The 17,808-nt window shown below is 46.4% G+C and carries 16 protein-coding genes; 10 read left to right on the top strand and 6 right to left on the bottom strand.

Annotation, left to right across the window (positions count from 1 at the left end; genetic code table 11):
* Positions 1-360: 360 nt before the first annotated feature.
* The 5 genes from CES81_RS05055 to CES81_RS05040 all read left to right on the top strand — a co-directional run bounded on the left by CES81_RS05055 (position 361) and on the right by CES81_RS05040 (position 4,033).
* Complete coding sequence (locus tag CES81_RS05055) at positions 361-750, top strand: GntR family transcriptional regulator (protein ID WP_089089593.1); 390 nt, start codon at positions 361-363, stop codon at positions 748-750.
* Entirely contained in the window at positions 728-1,441 is a 714-nt protein-coding gene (locus CES81_RS05050; RefSeq protein ID WP_089120923.1) for an ATP-binding cassette domain-containing protein, read from the top strand. Before CES81_RS05055 ends, CES81_RS05050 begins: the two co-directional genes overlap by 23 nt.
* On the top strand, positions 1,434-2,183 hold the full coding sequence (locus CES81_RS05045; RefSeq protein WP_089120922.1) for a hypothetical protein: 750 nt from the start codon (positions 1,434-1,436) through the stop codon (positions 2,181-2,183). The genes CES81_RS05050 and CES81_RS05045 overlap by 8 nt, the downstream gene beginning before the upstream one ends.
* Positions 2,184-2,468: 285 nt before the next feature.
* Positions 2,469-2,597, top strand: coding sequence for a hypothetical protein (locus tag CES81_RS13745; RefSeq protein WP_263849973.1), 129 nt, complete (start codon positions 2,469-2,471; stop codon positions 2,595-2,597).
* A gap of 26 nt (positions 2,598-2,623) precedes the next feature.
* Positions 2,624-4,033 carry an amino acid permease gene (locus CES81_RS05040; protein ID WP_225356349.1) on the top strand — a complete coding sequence of 470 codons (1,410 nt, stop codon included), beginning with the start codon at positions 2,624-2,626 and terminating at the stop codon, positions 4,031-4,033.
* A 54-nt stretch (positions 4,034-4,087) separates the two neighbouring features.
* Here the strand turns inward: CES81_RS05040 and CES81_RS05035 are convergent, their stop codons facing one another.
* The gene (locus CES81_RS05035) at positions 4,088-5,152 is read right to left on the bottom strand and encodes an LCP family protein (RefSeq protein ID WP_089120921.1); all 1,065 of its coding nucleotides are present in this window, start codon (positions 5,150-5,152) and stop codon (positions 4,088-4,090) included.
* A 260-nt stretch (positions 5,153-5,412) separates the two neighbouring features.
* On the opposite strand from CES81_RS05035, the gene CES81_RS05030 reads away from it, so the two are divergent.
* On the top strand, positions 5,413-6,807 hold the full coding sequence (locus CES81_RS05030) for an FAD-binding oxidoreductase (RefSeq protein ID WP_089120962.1): 1,395 nt from the start codon (positions 5,413-5,415) through the stop codon (positions 6,805-6,807).
* A gap of 296 nt (positions 6,808-7,103) precedes the next feature.
* Here CES81_RS05030 and CES81_RS05025 read toward each other — a convergent pair whose 3' ends face one another.
* From CES81_RS05025 to CES81_RS05015, 3 genes are all read right to left on the bottom strand, one after another.
* On the bottom strand, positions 7,104-7,514 hold the full coding sequence (locus CES81_RS05025; RefSeq protein WP_089120920.1) for a peptide deformylase: 411 nt from the start codon (positions 7,512-7,514) through the stop codon (positions 7,104-7,106).
* A gap of 17 nt (positions 7,515-7,531) precedes the next feature.
* Positions 7,532-8,437, bottom strand: a complete 906-nt coding sequence (locus CES81_RS05020; RefSeq protein ID WP_180949734.1) for a nitronate monooxygenase — start codon at positions 8,435-8,437, stop codon at positions 7,532-7,534.
* A 145-nt stretch (positions 8,438-8,582) separates the two neighbouring features.
* Positions 8,583-9,599, bottom strand: coding sequence for a ketopantoate reductase family protein (locus tag CES81_RS05015; protein WP_089120919.1), 1,017 nt, complete (start codon positions 9,597-9,599; stop codon positions 8,583-8,585).
* Between the two features lie 515 nt (positions 9,600-10,114).
* On the opposite strand from CES81_RS05015, the gene CES81_RS05010 reads away from it, so the two are divergent.
* The 4 genes from CES81_RS05010 (at position 10,115) to icd (ending at position 16,199) form a co-directional block, all read left to right on the top strand.
* On the top strand, positions 10,115-10,828 hold the full coding sequence (locus CES81_RS05010) for a hypothetical protein (protein WP_089089587.1): 714 nt from the start codon (positions 10,115-10,117) through the stop codon (positions 10,826-10,828).
* A gap of 348 nt (positions 10,829-11,176) precedes the next feature.
* Positions 11,177-13,807 carry an aconitate hydratase AcnA gene (gene acnA / locus CES81_RS05005; RefSeq protein WP_089120960.1) on the top strand — a complete coding sequence of 877 codons (2,631 nt, stop codon included), beginning with the start codon at positions 11,177-11,179 and terminating at the stop codon, positions 13,805-13,807.
* Between the two features lie 16 nt (positions 13,808-13,823).
* Positions 13,824-14,918: a citrate/2-methylcitrate synthase gene (locus tag CES81_RS05000; RefSeq protein ID WP_089120918.1), complete on the top strand. Its 1,095-nt coding sequence runs from the start codon at positions 13,824-13,826 to the stop codon at positions 14,916-14,918.
* A complete protein-coding gene (gene icd / locus CES81_RS04995; protein WP_089120917.1) occupies positions 14,919-16,199 on the top strand; it encodes an NADP-dependent isocitrate dehydrogenase in 1,281 nt (426 codons plus the stop codon). It begins immediately after the preceding gene.
* A gap of 103 nt (positions 16,200-16,302) precedes the next feature.
* Here icd and CES81_RS04990 read toward each other — a convergent pair whose 3' ends face one another.
* Positions 16,303-16,920, bottom strand: coding sequence for a hydrolase (locus CES81_RS04990; RefSeq protein ID WP_089120916.1), 618 nt, complete (start codon positions 16,918-16,920; stop codon positions 16,303-16,305).
* Between the two features lie 157 nt (positions 16,921-17,077).
* Positions 17,078-17,764 carry a DUF554 domain-containing protein gene (locus CES81_RS04985; RefSeq protein WP_089089313.1) on the bottom strand — a complete coding sequence of 229 codons (687 nt, stop codon included), beginning with the start codon at positions 17,762-17,764 and terminating at the stop codon, positions 17,078-17,080.
* Between the last annotated feature and the right edge of the window lie 44 nt (positions 17,765-17,808).

Genomic DNA, 17,808 nt, shown 5'->3' with positions numbered 1-17,808 from the left:
CTAAATGTGAAGAAAGTGTGAAGATGGCATAACAATTCTTGGCATGTTACGAAAGTGTTAAAGGTTAACGCCACTAATGTTTTTCAATTATGGGAAGGTTCTATGATTAAACTTCCGGTTCTTATAATAACAATACGCTGTTATAACGCTGACTTGTAAGCGCTTTTAAAGGATTCGCGATGTTCAGAGTAACCATCGCCGTATTCTCATTGAATTATGGCGAGGCCCTAATTGAAAATTTAAATATTACAATTAAATTACGAAGCTGATTTTACTTAATTCCGCAAGTTGAAGTTGAAATTTTAAAAATAAGTGATATAGTGTAATAGGAAACTAATACACTAGAAAGGATAGTTTGAGATGGAATTTGACGATAAAGTGCCAATTTACTACCAAATCAAGACGGTTATCTATGATCAAATTATTGCTGGTCAGTTAGCACCGGGTGATAAGCTCCCTGCGGTACGACAGCTTGCGGTATCTCTAACGGTTAATGTCAATACGGTTCAACGTGCACTGCGTGAAATGATTGACGAAGGTGTCATTATTTCGCAACGCGGCAAAGGCAATTTTGTTACTGATAACGCAGATATTGTTGAACAGTTGAAAGAAAAGTTGATCAACCGGTATTTGAAGCAATTTTATGATCGGCTGCACCGACTGAAAATTAGTAATCAGCAGATTATTGATGAAGTAACAGCCTATATTGAAAGGCAGGGGGATTTAAATGACAACAACGCTGAAAGTTGAGCAGCTTAATTATCGCAGGAATTTAAAAAAGATCTTGACCAATGTTTCATTAACGTTATCGGGCAATAAAATCGTGGGGCTACTTGGTGAAAACGGCGCTGGTAAAACGACATTAATGCGTTTAATTGCCGGTGTAGCGAAAAACGCCAGCGGGACGATTTCAATTAATGATGAGACTGATCCGGCGACCAGAAAAAGCCTCATCAGTTACAGCAATCCGCTCGGTGGTATGGCGTCTAATAAGCGAATTAGTGAAATTAAGGCGTTTTATCAGCAGGTTTATCCGGATTTTGACGAACAAAAGTATGACCAAATGATTTCGTTTTTGAAGCTGGATGAAACGCAACGCCTATCAGCACTATCAAAAGGGACTCGAGAAAAGTTTGTGATCAGTCTGACGTTAGCGCGTCAAACGAGTGTTTATCTGTTGGATGAACCGTTTAGCGGGATCGATAGTATGAGCCGTAAGAAGATCATTAACAGCATTATTCAGTGGAAGCCAGTTGATTCGCTGATGATCATCAGCGATCACTATGTTTCTGAGATTGCACCGATTCTGGATGAAATCGTGGTGATCAAGGATAACACCGTGGCGGTACACAAGGCTGCCGATGTGATTCGTGAAGAAAGCGGCCAAAGTATTGAGGACTACTACGAAAGCTTGTATGGGGAGGCTGATTCAAATGACTAAGTTTACATCATTAGTGCCCGCATTCTTACGGGATCGATTTAAATCATTGAACCGAATTATTTTATTGATGCTCATTGCAATCGTTGCAACTGAAGTCTACACGGTTGTTTTAAATAGGGCGTACAGCGGATCTGATCTGCAGTCTTACACCAGTCTTTGGAGTTCGCTGGCATTTTTGGTGGCCTTTATTAGGCTGTCAAAGTTTAACGAAGACGTTTATCAGCATGATGCCATCCGTTTGATACCAGCTAGTGATACTAAAATTTATTTAAGCAATTTGTGCACAACTTTGATTGGTTTACTGTACTTTATGGTTGTTCAGTTTGTACTTCGGCTGGTTGTGAGCTTGATAACTGGCAATAGTTTGATGGGTGTAACAGGATTTGGCACGAGTTCCAATCGAATTGCTGCTACCATCGTCATAGCATTTGGAATAGTCATTGCGACAATTATTATGGCTTGGGCGACGATTTCCTTGATTCATTTGATCATGCTCAGCATCGACGCGTTCTTGCCAATTGGCCGTCAAAAAATTATTCGGGGCATCTTATATATCGTCATCAGTTTTGCCATTATTCGTTTGGGAGCGGTCTTTTTCCAAATCTATGGCACATTGATGAACGGTCTCTCATTAGGATGGGGAGCAATACTTGCACTTTTCGGCGTCCTTGTTTTAGTAGCGGCACTTGAAGTCGTTGCCAACATTTTCTTAATGAAAAAATTTGTTGAAACGGCGCAATAGTTTCTAAAGGACGCCGTGACAAAGCTTGTTGGAGACGGGATTTCGCGTCGATGAAGCCTGTCCGGGGACGCAACCCGGGTTACGACAAACTGATATCAGTAAAATGATTTAAATATCATTTTTAACTTGTACTTTTTTAATTAAATTGTTAGAATATTTGTTATCAACAAACAAGGGAGTGCCAATTGATGCTAATTGATCGTTCAAGTTCAACTGAACAGCGATTTTTCTTCTTCTTTAACCAGCCTGGCTATCAACCAGTAAGTTAGAGAAGTTGCTATTAGCATGGCACTTATCACTATTGGTCAGACAGCTAGGCGGAACGCTTGGGCTGTCTGGCTGGTTAAAACACCAGCGGACATTGTGGTCCCTGGTGTTTTTTGTTGGCTTGGCCAGTTAGTGTTCGCCCATTGAAGTGTGGTGAAGAGGAGGAAAAAAAGATGGAAAACACCATGGTCTCACGGTTAGTCGGTCGGTTAACCAAAAAGGAATCACTGGATCGGTATTTAGATAAGGACAGTCTGCTAGAGAAGTCAATGGATGCCAAAGATTTAGTACTATTAGGGGTGGGAACCGTGATTGGATCAGGGATCTTTATCCTTCCAGGAACGGTTGCTGCGTTATATAGCGGTCCCGGAATTGTCGTGTCATTCGTGTTAGCGGCACTCGTTTGTTCCACCGCGGCCATGTGCTACGCGGAATTTTCTTCGGCGTTGCCCGTTGCCGGCAGTGCTTATTCGTACGGCAACATCGTCTTTGGCGAATTTGTCGGTTGGGTGATTGGCTGGGCGCTGGTATTAGAGTATATGCTGTCAGTAGCGGCGGTTTCTACCGGCTGGTCAGCTTATTTGATCTCGTTTTTAAAGGGGTTAGGGATTACCGTACCTAAGGCCATTACGGGTAGTTTCGATCCGGCCCACGGCACGTACTTCAACCTGTTTGCAATTTTGATCGTGCTGGGCATTAGTTTATTACTGACGCAGGGGGTTAAAACGTCAACCCGAATCAATAACATTATCGTGGTTGCTAAAATTGCGATTATTATATTATTTATCGTTGTCGGCCTGTTCTACGTGAAGCCAAGTAACTGGATACCGTTTATGCCGTACGGCTCTCACGGTATTATGCGCGGTGCATCCTTAGTATTTTACGCCTACTTAGGTTTTGACTGCGTGTCTGCTTCCGCAGCGGAAGTCAAAAATCCGCGGCGTAATATGCCGATCGGGATTATTGGCACGCTGATCATCTGCACTTTGTTATACATGGTGGTTGCAGCGGTTCTGACCGGTATGGTTTCCTACACGAAATTAAACGTGGCCGCCCCCGTGTCTTACGCGCTCCAGCTAGTGAACCAAAACTGGGTCGCCGGTATTATTTCCATCGGTGCGCTGGCTGGTATGTTCACCATGATGCTGTCAATGGTTTATAGTTCTTCCCGGCTGATTTATTCCATTGGCCGTGATGGCTTACTGCCCAAGGGCTTAGGTAAAATTGAAATGAAACATCAGGTACCAAGTCACAGTCTGCTGGCTGTCACAATCGTAATTGCCATTATGGGCGGCTTGGTGTCGTTAGATCGGTTAACGCAACTGGTCAATATTGGTACCTTGGTTGCCTTTACCATGATGTCGCTCGGCGTGTTGCCATTGCGGAAACGGCAAGATTTACAAAATACCGGGTTTAAGGTACCGCTATATCCATATCTGCCAATCATTTCAGCCGGGCTCTGTGTCTGGATGCTATTGCAGCTGCCACTTGAAACGTGGATCGTTTCCGGAATCTGGTTTGCAATCGGCGTCGTTATTTACGTGACCTACGGCGTTCGCCACAGTCAACTGAATCAAAACTAAAACACTAAAGAAGACCTACCCAGCGAGATTTGCTGAGTAGGTCTTCGTTAGTGATTATTTTTGAGAGTTACTATTTTGGTCGTCAACCGTGTAAGTCGGGTTATTACCTGATTGCCAGTCAAACCCGTTCTTGGTGTTGCGCTGATTTTCCTGCGTATTGAAATTGTCCAACGTTTGTTTAGGCAGTCCCAGTGAAGTCCTCAGTGTATTGGAAGTACGCTGGAGTGTTTTACTAGCGGGGACCTGGAACGATTCAGCGTTGATATAGGCACCAACGCCCTTTAGACTAGATTTTTTAACGTGTTTAATCGAATCTTTATCGTTTTCGGCTAGGCTGATCATGTCGGTAAATGACAGGTTAGTTTTCATATTGTGAGACATTAATTTCAGCAGTTTCTGATACATAGTGACGTTACCAGTTTTAGTTACCTTTTTAACGATTTGTTGAATCACTTGCTGCTGCCGCTTTTGGCGGCCGTAGTCGCCATTAGGATCCTCGTAGCGCATCCGTGAAAACGCTAAGGCGCGCTTACCGTTTAAATGCGCCTTGCCCTTTTTAAACGACATGTGGGTGTGTGAATCATTCCAAGAAAATGGTACGTTCACATCCACGCCGCCAATGGCATTGACCACTTTTTCGAGGCCGCCCATGTTAATCAAAGCGTAGTAGTTAATGGGAACGTTTAGCAGGTTTTCAACGGTCTTCATCGAGGTGGAAGCACCGCCAACAGTGTAGGCTGCGTTGATTTTTTCAGTCTCGTTTGTGCCGTCAATTTTAACCAGCGTATCCCGAGGGATGCTGACCATGGTTGCTTTTTTAGTCTGAGGGTTGATGGTGACCACCATCATGGTGTCCGTCCGGCCTTTATCAGTCCGCCCCAAGGCACCCGTATCAGTACCCATCAATAGGATACTAACTGGTTTTGAGGTAGAAACTTTGGCGTGACTTGCACCATGGGCAGCCAAGTAAGTCTTATCAACGCTTGATTTAGTTTGATAGGCGGCATAAGTTGCACCGCCGCCAATGATGACAATCAGTAAGAACAGTGCCCACATGATAAAGGGCTTTTTTGGGGATCGTTGTTTGGACGGCGTGTGCTTCGGACTTTGAGTTTGCATAGATGACTCCTTATTTGGATGAGATTATTGAGTAATGATCGGATAGATAACCGTAATGATTAACATTAACGGATTAATGATCTATTTTGAAGTTAAACTAAAGTAACGTTAATAAAACTTAAGGTATACGGAGGAGATGGGGACTTTTAAAGGTAACCAATCAAGACCACGGATGGTTGTAAGGCTAATTAATTTCAACCTTACTGTGATTGCACTATACTAAAACTCGAAGCATTTCGCTTAGAAAGGATTTGATGTTATTGACAGTTTTTAGTGCGTTTAGCAACGAAGAAATCATTGCCTTTTTGAAATCAAAAGTTATTGACGGTCAGGTGTTTACTGATCCAGCAACTCTAAAAAAGCAGTCCTTTAGTTCTAAGATGACGAGTGATGAAAGTGGCTTAGCGTTAGCCTATATTGAAGCTAAGTCTACGAAAGATATTCAGGGTGTTCTGCAGGCCGCCCGAAAATTTCATATTTCGGTGATCCCGCAAGACCAATATACCAGTACGGTAGTTGGTGCCGATGGCTTGGCGGGCAGCTTCGTACTTTCTACTAAACAAATGAACCAGATCAAAGAAATTAGCAAGGCCGATTCGCTAGCGGTTGTAGAACCAGGTGTCATTAACGGTGATCTGGATAAGGCCGCCCGGAAGCAGGGCATGTTCTACGCACCGGATCCCGGTTCCAAGCCAATTTCCGGCATTGGCGGCAACGTTGCTACCAACGCTGGCGGCATGAGTACGGTAAAGTACGGCGCCACGAAGGATAACGTGCTGGGGTTGAAAGTGGTCTTGGCGGATGGCCGCGAGATCAAAGTCGGCGGGCGAACCCTTAAGCAGGCCTTTGGGTACAACCTGACTCAGCTATTTGTCGGCTCTGAAGGGACCTTAGGGATCGTTACGGAAGTTACGGTGAAGTTAATGCCCATTCCAATCGGTAAGCCAACCATGGGGATCGCCTTTTTCGAAAACATGACCAAGTTGGCTGAAGCGGTTGCCGAAATCCGGATCTCCGGCGTTTATCCAAGTATGCTGGAAGCGTTGGACAATGCCACGATTGAGGCTTTGGATAGATACGAAGGAACTCACTACAGTGAAAATAGCGGTGCGATGCTGATCTTTAAAGTGGATAACAACGTCCCGGAAGTGGTCAACAAGCTTAAAGAGCTGATGGATAAGCACGGCGCGGTCAACGCGACGGTCACCACGGATTCGACAGAGCAGGCCGGCTTGGAAAAACTGCGGCGGGATATGCTGCCAGCCGTCTTTGCTGGCCAAAACCACATTATGGAAGATATGGCGATGCCGCTGTCTAAATTAGCGCCAATGATGGATTACATCCATGAAGTCGGTGAACAAAAGCACTTGAAGATCTACGTCGCCGGCCATGCTGGTGACGGTAACGTCCACCCGACGATCGTTTGGCCAAAGGAAGAAACCGAAGCACCGCAGGCCGTGGTGGAAGCTTTGCAATTAATGTTTCATAAGACGTTGGAACTGGGCGGTACGATTTCAGGGGAACACGCCGTCGGTACGTTGAAGAATCAGTGGAACAACGAGGAACTGGGTGAAGATGTGGACCAAATCCAACATCAAATTAAGGCCTTGTTTGATCCGATGGGGTTGTTGAATCCGAAGAGGAAAATAAATTAGAGAGCGTGAAGAAAGCCGGGTTGCCCCCAGAGCCTAAGGAGACTGATCATAAAATCCCGAACTTGGATTTTTTGATCAGTTTGCTTAGGTGGCAGGGGGCAGGCTTTCTGAACGCGTTTAGTCCATATAAAAGAAAGGCACTGAGAAAAATTCCTCAGTGCTTTTCTTCTTATATTGCTTAAACGCGCGCCACAACTCTGATTCCGGCCATATAAAAAGGAGCGGTGAATTCCCCAAGTACAGGGAACCCACCGTTCCTTCTTATATTCTGGAATCAACCCGAGTTGCTCTACGCTCTAAATCAAAATCCCCTTCGTGTGATCCACCTCATGCTGAATGATCTGAGCAGTAAAATCCTTAAAGGTCTGCGTATGTGGCTTAAAGCTTTGATCCTGATACGTCACCTCAATGGTTTTATACCGGGTCGTTGTCCGCTGACCTTCCAGCGACAAGCAGCCTTCCGTCGCCTCGTAAGGATCACTTTTTTTGGTGATTTCCGGATTGATCATCGGAATGGAAAGGACGCCAAGCTGAATGGCGATGATCCGTTTATTGACACCGATCATGTTTGCGGCTAAACCCACAGCACGGTTGGTGTTTGCTTTTAAAGTATCAACCAGATCGGTGACAGCCGCGGCGTCTGCTTCAGTAGCACGAGTTGCCTTTCGGGAGAGGAACGCTTGGTTATGGTTAATTTCTTTGATCATAAATATGAAACTCCTTCTTAGAATAAGTCTTCAATGATGGTTGGAACGCCTTTAGCCAGATCAGTGACAATCGCTTTAGTGGGGCGAATCTCGTTAATAGCGCCCGCAATTTGGCCAGCCATGAAACTGCCGCGGTCCACATCACCATCAATGGCACGTTGCAGTGAGCCCTGTGATAATTGCTCAAACCTTGCAGGATCAGTAGTGGCCAGCAGAATTTCGGTAAGCGCGTTCTTCAAACTGCGTACCCGATTATCACCAGTTCCGGTAACTACTGTACCATTATCATCAGCTTGAATCACCAATTGTTTGTAATTATTATGGATGGGCGTTTCCTCTGCAGCTAAAAAGGCGGTACCCACCTGAACGCCAACGGCGCCTAACGCAAAGGCGGCCTTCACCCCAGCGGCAGTCCCAATACCACCAGCAGCAATAACTGGAATGGTCACCTCTGCAACAACTTGTGGTACTAATGCCATCGTGGTCTCAGTCCCAATATGACCGCCAGATTCTAGACCTTCAGCAACAATTGCGGATGCACCAAGGGCCGCCATCTTTTTAGCGATTTTAACGTTTGGAACAACGGGGATTACTTTAGTGCCCAGAGCGAGCAGTTCGTTCATAAACGGAGCGGGGTTGCCAGCACTCGTAAAGACAACGGGAACTGGATCAGCTTGCAGTACAGGCAGGAGTTCAGCGATGTTGGGTTGCTGCAGCATCAAATTAACGCCAAACGGTTTTTTAGTAGCCGCACGAATGGTTTTCAAGTCCTGTTGAAGTGAGTTGGCAGTGGCACCAGTGGTGGTGAGGACACCTAACCCACCAGCTTCACTTACCGCAACGACTAAGGCGGGCGTTGAAATCCTAGCCATTGATCCTTGAATGATGGGGTTTTGAATGTGCAGTAATCTCGTTAATTGCATGATAGACCGCTCCTTTAATTCAGAAATGACATGCTGATTCACCTAACAGAATAACATGAATTCACCGATATCATCATTGGAAAGACAAAAAGCGATGGGCCTCTTGGATTGAGGTTCACCGCTTCATTATTTCTGATTCAAAAGATCACCTTCCAACAACTCGTTGCTGTTCAACCACCGTTTCCGGTGCGGCTTCTTCTTCGCGCATTTGCTTGAGTTCGCGCTGCTTGCCAAGCTCTGCCAAGTGAACCTCGTGGGTCAGAAAAGCGTGGGTCTTAGCAAAGTAGTTATGCTTCTGTCCCAGCTTAACCAGGTAGCCGTTGATATAGTCGACTTCGGTCGGCCGGTAGTTATGCATATCCTGATACATTGACGGGTAGTGGAGCGGGTTAGCAACCTTAGAAACGTAATTGATGCTGTCCAGTTCTTCTTTGCGTGTGTTGAGCATCTGGACGCCGTCACGTTCACAAACGTCATAGGCTTCATCGATCAGCTGCTGACTCATTTCGTTAGCACCATCGTAAGCGGCGTATTCGCCCATGGTCATTTCAAACATGGTGCAAAGGGTGTTAACAACGGAGTTAAAGACCACTTTAGCCATCAAAGTACCACGGAAGTTAGTGGTGAGGTTCGGATGGAACTGTGCCTTTTCAAGCTGTTCAACCAGTTGATGCGTAAATTCGTCTGGCTTTTCGGTGTAGTTAGCCAGGTTCATCGACCCAGCGCCGCGTTTACCGATAAAGTCTACGTCGCCAGGACCGTTCAAAACGGTGGCAACCAGTGCGGTGCCCGCAACCAGCTTGTCTGGCTTGAAGTACTTCAGCAGCTTTTCAACGTGGCCCATCCCGTTCATGCAGGTAAAGGCGTACTGATTAGGCTTGAAGAAGTGTTCGCAACGCTTCAGCATATCTGACAACTGCATTTGTTTAAGGAAGAAAACGTAGCAATCGGGGTTACCGTCATATTCTTCCGGATAGTAAACGTTGACGGGAACGAGGTGCTTATCCTCGTGATCCCGAGAGACATAAACACCGCCCTGTTCGCGCATCTTCTCAACGTTAGGCTTCCAGCCATCGACAAAGTCAACTTCGTTACCAGCATCCTGTAATAAAACACCATACCGCAGACCCATTGCACCTGATCCTACAACTGTGAATTTCATATGTATTACCCCTTTAAATATGTATTTGACTCTAAAAGCAAAAATACCCCTTAAGCCATCTCTGACTTAAAGGGCACGTGTGCGTTACCACCTTTATGTTTTCCACTCGTCACCAAGTGAAACTTACGATCTGCTAACACAGATCCAAGTTGATATCGGAGATTGACTCCGTCTTTGATTACTAGTCGCCGTTCATCAAAAATGCTTGGAGGTGATTTGTCAGTACAATTGTTCGCTTACACCAGACCGAACTCGCTTAGGGCGTACCAACGTTATCCTCGTTAACGCATTTGCTTATCAAGTTGTGATTATAATAACACTAAAATGTGGAATGTCAAACTAAATTTTAATCTTTTTGCCATTTTAGTTAGACCATGTTATTCTCTCATTTCACCTGTAAAAGTAGCCGCAGAACTGAATTTATGATCTAATAGTGTTATTTATAGGCGCTATGTGCTAGGCTTAAATAGGACAAAATGTAGCTAACAATCATGATTTTTAAGAAGGGTGAGCTTATGACAAGTAAGTCTGAAACGTTAACAATCCCGATTATTAAACATCAAAAGGGTTATAAGTTTGCAAAGATTATTGATTTGAACGAACCATCTGAAGTTTCGCTGTCCAGGCACTTGAGCGATATTCAAGACGTTGACTTAGATGGTACGTTTAGGATGCCATACGATGATAGTGAAATTTTCGTCGCGCACGATAAGAAAAAAACGACCAGTGTAAACATTGATTTTGACGCGGGCTCCGGTTTTTCAGCCGATTTTTTTGCCGATCAAGTCAATGTGTCTACGGGGTCATACGAAAACTTGCGGAACTTTACGTTACGTAAGGGCGATACCCTGAAGACAAAAGCGGGTAAGAGCCAGTACGTCTTTCTCAGCAAGGGTTCCAAATTTGAAGTTTTTCAGCGTACTAAGCGGGAACTCTACCATTTTCTTCTGCGGCAAAATGGCATTTATGATTTTTCCAGATTAAAAATTGTGAAAAACAAGGTCAAATTTGAAACGCTGAAGTATAATGCGCTGAAGGAAAAAACGTTGGCAATTGGCTTTGATAGCAGTGATGATGCGCTTCAGGTATTAAATAAGCTATTTGAACAAGTTTACGAGCTCACCAAACCAAGTATTCGCAGCCGATTTGTCACTGCTGGTCGGGCTAAATTAGTCAAACGGGGCGTTAAAGTAGAGCTGATTGATAGTGCTGTAGCCCCTAAAGACTAAAAAGATACTCAGGTTTAACGTTTTTTAACTAATTGGTATACTAATTTTAATTAAGAAAAAGCACCTCAATCGATAGAAGAGTGAGGTGCTTTTTTCCGTCCCCATTTAAGCCGCTTTATTGGCAATAATAGACAAGCTAGCAAGTTTAAATTTTTAGCCAACCAAAGGTATCATGATGCAGATAGTTCTTGACAAAGGTTATGACTGCGACTAGATTAAATATAAATGAGAATACAATTAAAATAGAATGAGTTGTTAACAATTTAATTGGGGATATCGCAAATTATTCGGACTTTAGGTTAAATGATTAATGATTCATTGACAGGTTTAAAGGACGGTGGCTTTTTGATGAATAAATCGTACCGGCAGCAACTGAATTTAGCGAGTGGGTCATACCGCTTTTACAACATTGATGCTTATTTAAAGGACCATGGGCAAAGTGCCGAAACGTTGCCTTATACCATTCGGATTTTGCTGGAAGAAGCATTACGCCATGCTGACCAAGATCCCGAAAGAAAGCCGGTTTTGGCTAGTTTTGCTGACTGGGATCACCACCATGACGAGGACATCCCGCACCAACCGGAACGGGTGATCCTCCAAGATCTCACGGGTGTACCAGCGTTAGTTGATCTGGCAGCGATGCGTGATGAAGTTGCTAAACGAGGCGGCGACGTCAGTTCGATTAATCCGGAAGTCCCGGTTCACCTGGTGATCGACCACTCAGTGCAAGTTGATCATGCCGGTAATGAGCAGGCCTTTTCCTTTAACATTCAGCAAGAATTTAAGCGGAATCGTGAACGCTATACCTTTTTAAAGTGGGCCCAAAACAGTTTTGAAAACCTAACGGTGATCCCGCCGGATACTGGAATCATCCACCAGGTTAATTTGGAATACCTCGCAGACGTTATTCACGCCAAAAAGTTGGCGGATGGCAGTTATGAAGCCTTTCCTGACACGCTGGTGGGGACCGATTCCCACACCACGATGATCAACGGACTGGGTGTTCTTGGCTGGGGCGTCGGCGGTATCGAAGCCGAGTCCAGTATGCTGGGTGAAGCCACTTATATGCCCATGCCAAAGGTGGTGGGCGTCAAGCTGACTGGTCAGTTAGGCGAGGGGATCACGGCAACTGACCTGGCACTGACGTTGACGCATCTACTGCGGGAACACAACGTTGTCGGCAAGTTCGTTGAATTTTACGGTGCTGGCGCTAAGAGCCTGCCCCTGGCCTACCGGGCAACGATTGCCAATATGGCACCGGAATATGGTGCAACCTGCGGCTTTTTCCCGATCGATCAGCAAACCATTGATTACCTCAAGCTGACCAACCGTTCTGAGGCACAGATTGAATTAGTGGAAAATTATGCAAAGACTAACCATCTTTTCTATAACGACAAGGTGGTTCCAGGTTATAGCGAGAATGAATCACTTGATTTAACAACTGTTCAAAGTAGTTTAGCAGGGCCTAACCGGCCGCAGGATACGGTTTATCTTAAGAATATGCCCAAACAGTTTGATGATCGCCGGAAGATGCCTGATTACCCGGTAACGGTCGACGGTAAAAAGTTCAGTATTCGGGTTGGATCAATTGGGATTGCGGCCATTACCAGCTGTACGAATACCTCGAACCCCAAAGTGCTGTTGGCAGCTGGTTTAGTTGCCAAAAGGGCGGTTGAACTTGGCCTAACGGTACCGGACTATGTTAAAACTTCGCTGGCACCGGGATCACGAGTGGTGACTCAGTATTTGGCGGCTGCGGGACTTCAGCCATACTTAGATAAGCTGGGATTTAACCTGGTCGGGTACGGCTGTACCACTTGTATTGGCAACTCGGGACAGTTGAAAGAAGATCTTCAAACGCGCCTGACCAATGCACCTTACCCAATCACAGCGGTCGAAAGCGGTAACCGTAACTTTGAGGGCCGGGTCAATCCACTGATCAAGGATACCTACTTGGCTTCACCGCCATTGGTCGTGGTTTACGCGTTGGCGGGAACCTGTGACATTGACCTCACGACTCAGCCCGTGGGTACCGCTAAGGACGGCACCCCGGTATATCTGAAGGATCTGTGGCCTAAAGATGCGGAAGTGACGCAACTGGAGCAAGCCTACCTCAAGCCAAAGGAATTTCAAAAGAACTATCAGTCCATCTTGAGTCAGAATATGACCTGGGATAAACTGCCGGCACCTGAGTCACCAACTTACCAGTGGGATGACAGCTCAACTTATATTGCTTCGCCGCCATTTTTCGATGGGCAAGCCGGCAGTCAGCACTTTTCCGGTCTGCGAGTCCTGGCAAAGTTAGGCGATTCGATCACGACCGACCATATTTCCCCAGCCGGTTTTATTGGGGCGCAAACACCCGCCGGTAAATATTTGAAATCGAAAGGAATCGCGACGAAAGACTTTAATTCCTATGGCTCACGGCGTGGTAATCACGAAGTCATGATGCGTGGCACATTGGCCAATATTCGCTTGAGAAATCAGTTAACTCCCGATAAAACGGGGGGCTTTACCCGCTATTTGCCAACCAATGAAGAAACGACCATTTTTGAAGCGGCACAGAAATACCACGCTGATCATACCGGCTTAGTGGTACTGGCGGGAAAAGACTACGGTATGGGGTCGTCCCGCGACTGGGCTGCTAAAGGGGTCAAACTGCTGGGGGTCAAAGCCATTATTGCCGAAAGCTTTGAACGGATCCACCGTGCTAATTTAGCCATGATGGGCGTTGTCCCGCTGCAGTATCAACCGGGTCAAACCGCGGCATCGTTAGGGCTTGACGGCACGGAAACCTTCTCAATCGATATCGATGGGCAAGTGGCTCACGTGACCGCGCAGAAGGCGGGGAAGCAAACCAAGTTCGACGCGGTCGTGCGTTTTGATACACCGGCGGACTGGAACTATTACAGAAATGGCGGCATTATGCCAATGATCGTGACGAGTAAAGTATCTGCTGATCGTCAAAACAAGGATTGATATTAGAGGTGATCACATGAAATTACCAAAAGGGTTAGATGGTGTTGTTGTTGATCAGACTAAAATTAGCTCAACGCAAAACGCGGTTTTAACGTATGCAGGCTATCCAATCAAGGAGCTGCAAAACGCGCCGTTCGAAGAAGTCGTTTTCCTGCTGTGGCATACCCGCTTGCCTAGTGCTGACGAATTAAAGGCGTTTCGAAAGCTGCTGGTATCGAAAATGGTGCTGCCGGACGAAACGATACGGTTGATGACTCGGATCGCCAAGGAACCGCAGCATCCCATGAGTATTTTGAGAACGACGGTTTCTCTTCTGGGGACTACTAATGACGTTGAACGCGATGATCCGCCACGGATTTTAGGCAAGATGCTGACCGCGATTGCGGCAATCATTCGAATCAGAGACGATCAGCCGGTGCTGCACGCCAATTCTGATTGGGGGGTCGTTGAAAACTTTGTTTACTTGTTTTCCGGGAAGCGGCCGACTGCTGAACGAGTCGCCATGTTTAATACGGTGATGGTGCTGCATGCTGATCATGAGTTCAACGCGTCGACCTTCACCGCACGAGTGGTTGCCTCTACTAAAGCGGATTACTATTCGTGTTTGACCGCAGCTGTTTGTGCCTTGAAGGGGCCGCTGCACGGCGGTGCCAACGAAAAAGTCTTTAAAATGCTGGAAACCATTCGTCAAACCGGTCAGGAGCCGACGGTATACGTGAACGACCAGATGGCTACGGGACGTAAAATTATGGGCTTTGGTCACCGGATCTATAAAAATGGGGATCCGCGGGCAACAATTCTGCGAGAAATCGCCCGTCAGATTGCTCACGAAACGGATAATGATGCCTACTTCGCTCTGCAGGAGCAGATCAGGGACTATATGTTTGAAAAAACGCATCTTCACCCCAACGTTGATTACTATACGGCGCTGATCTACCACTGCTTCGGCCTGGATAAAAAGACCTTTACAATGATGTTTGCGGCTTGCCGTACAGCGGGCTGGCTGGCACATATCACTGAGCAGCAGGCGGAGGGCTGTCTGATCCGGCCATCTTCCGAATACGTTGGACAGACGAACCGCCATTACCGTGCTGATAAGGAGGAAATGTAATTGACTGAAGAAAAAGTGACGATGCAAAACGGTCAGCTTCAAGTTCCGAATAATCCGGTAATCCCCTTTATTAAGGGGGACGGTATCGGTCCCGAAATTTGGCAAGCAGCACAGACCGTGTTTGATGCAGCGATTCAGAAAGCCTATGACGGTCAAAAACAGGTCAAGTGGTTACCGCTATTAGCGGGCGAGAAGGCTTATCAGGAAACGGGTCAGTGGCTGCCGGACAAGACGCTTTCAACGCTGCGCGAGGACTTAGTTGGGATCAAGGGGCCGTTAACGACCCCCATCGGCGTTGGCCACCGGTCAATTAACGTCACGTTACGTCAGAAACTGGACCTGTATGCCTGCTTTCGTCCGGTCACTTATTATCCAGGAACTCCGTCACCAGTGGTTCATCCCGAGAACGTCAACATCGATGTTTTTCGGGAGAATACGGAAGATATTTACGCTGGTATCGAAAGTGACGTTGGTACTGAAGACGCCAAAGAGTGGGAAAAGCTGCTTGCTAAGCAGGATAAGTTAAGCAAAGTGCGGTTTCCGGATAGCGCCGCGTATGCCATTAAGCCGATTTCTAAGCAGGGATCGACCCGGCTGGTGAACGCCGCGATTGACTACGCCCTGGCAAACGACCGCCACACCCTGACCCTGGTTCACAAGGGCAACATTATGAAAAAAACCGAGGGTAATTTTAAAAAGTGGGGCTACGAAGCTGCCGAAGAGTACGGGGACAGAGTCTTTACCTGGAATCGCTATGAGCAAATTAAGGCCGACCAGGGAGAGCAAGCTGCTCAGCAGGCGTATCAAACTGCGCGGGATGAACGAAAACTGATCGTTAACGATGTCATTACCGATAACTTTTTCCAGCAATCCCTACTTTACCCTGAGCATTTTGAAGTGGTTGCCACCATGAATTTAAACGGCGATTACATTTCGGATGCTTTAGCGGCACAAGTTGGCGGTATTGGCATCGCCCCTGGCGGCAACATTAATTATCAAACCGGGCACGCCATCTTTGAAGCGACTCACGGGACAGCACCGCAGTTTGCCGGCCAAAACAAGTTGAACCCGACTTCCATTATTTTGTCGGGTGCCATGATGTTTGATTATCTAGGTTGGTCGGGAGTCGCAGCCTTAATCCGCAGCGGCATTGAACAGGCGATCAAGTCGCACCACGTGACGGTCGATTTTGCTAAAACGGCTGACACAACGGTCCTAAGTACCAGCGAGTTTGGCGATTACGTAGCACGATTAATTAGCGACGCAGTTCAAAAAAACTAAGCTGAATTAACTTAAAGTATCATTATTCAAATAAGACCTTTTCCGTTAGGTAGCGGAAGAGGTCTTATTTGTGGTTCTGCCGTTAAAAGAGTCGTGGCAATCTTTACAGCTTTAGAAACTTACCCGCGGCAATCATATTTTCTAAGAAAGCCGGCACAGTTTCGGTCCGGTTCCAATCACGTTGCAGTTCACACGCCAGCTGTGAGAAGGAGGTGGGGTGGGCACCCGCCTGTTCGATACGGCGTAACGCGGCTTCGTGGGCAGCCAGACTGGTACCGCCGACGGCATCGACAACCGGGTATACTTCGTAGCCTTCAGCCATGGCATCAAGGGCGGGAAAAGTTAAACAGGCTTCAGTCCACAGTGCCGCCATGATGATGTTACGACGGTTCGTGGCCGTGATGGCCTCGTTGAATTCACGATCCTCCCAGGCATTGATAGCGGTCCGGTCATAGGAAGGCGTGTCTCCCAAAACGTCTTTGAGGGGAGCAATCGTATCCTGGTTACGGCCGCTAGCAACGTTTACCGTTGAAAGAATCACGGGCACGTGGAAAGCTTGCAGCAGTTTAGCAGTGGCAACGATGTTGTTAACTAACTGATAGCGGTTCATCGATTCAATTGAATTAATTTGCGTGGATTGATAGTCAATAATAGCAAAAACACTGTTTTCTGGTGTCAACAGCCGATCCGTTTTCGGGTCCCTTGGTGCGTAACTTGTCATGTGAAGTCATTCCCTTCCTCTTAATTACGCACAGTATAATCGGGAGGGCGGGCGATTCAAAGTAACAAGACCTATTTGGGACATTTTAGTATGAGTGTCAAAACTAGGCGCGGCTTAACTCGCAAGTGCCCCGGTAACCGCGGTTCACCTGATTGGGCTATTTAAAAATAGCGTATAGCAAGATTGGTATAAACGGTGCTAACAGCAGGTTTGCCACTTTAATCTTAGTCAGCTTAAGCATGTTTAAACCGATGATCAGGATCAAAAGCGAACCAACACAAGTCATTTCGTTGATCACTGGGTGGGTGAAGAACGGCGCCACCCACTTGGCCAGCAAGGTTAAAACTGATTCGTAGAGGACCACTGAAATGGACGAAAAGGCCACGCCTAACCCCAGCGTTGTGGACAAAATCAGAATAAAAATACCATCGATCATGGACTTGGTGTACAGGACTTGATTATTACCCGTCATACCGCTTTGCAGCGAACCGACAATGGCCATGGCACCCACGCAGATGAACAGTGTTCCAGTGACAAAGCCCTCTGAAAAATGATTATTACTGTTCGTACCGAATAAGGTTCCTAACCAGTCGCCAAACCGCTTAAACTGACGATCGAAGTCAATCAGCTCACCCAGAACGGCGCCAATCACCATGGAAAGCACCACGAAAACGGTATTGGTTCCCTTCAGTGAGCCGCTAATACCGACGTAAGCAACACAGATACCTAAACTCTGGGTCACTAGCGTTTTGACACGTTCTGAGATGCCTTTTTGAAAAATTAACCCCACGCTGCCGCCTAAGGCAACGGCGAGGCCATTTGCTAACGCACCGAATAAGATCATATGGATTTCCCCTTAAGATTAAAAAATAATAAATATGTACATTT

This window comes from Secundilactobacillus pentosiphilus, assembly GCF_002217985.1.
Lineage (GTDB): Bacteria > Bacillota > Bacilli > Lactobacillales > Lactobacillaceae > Secundilactobacillus > Secundilactobacillus pentosiphilus.
This window is presented reverse-complemented; position numbering and strand designations above follow the sequence as displayed.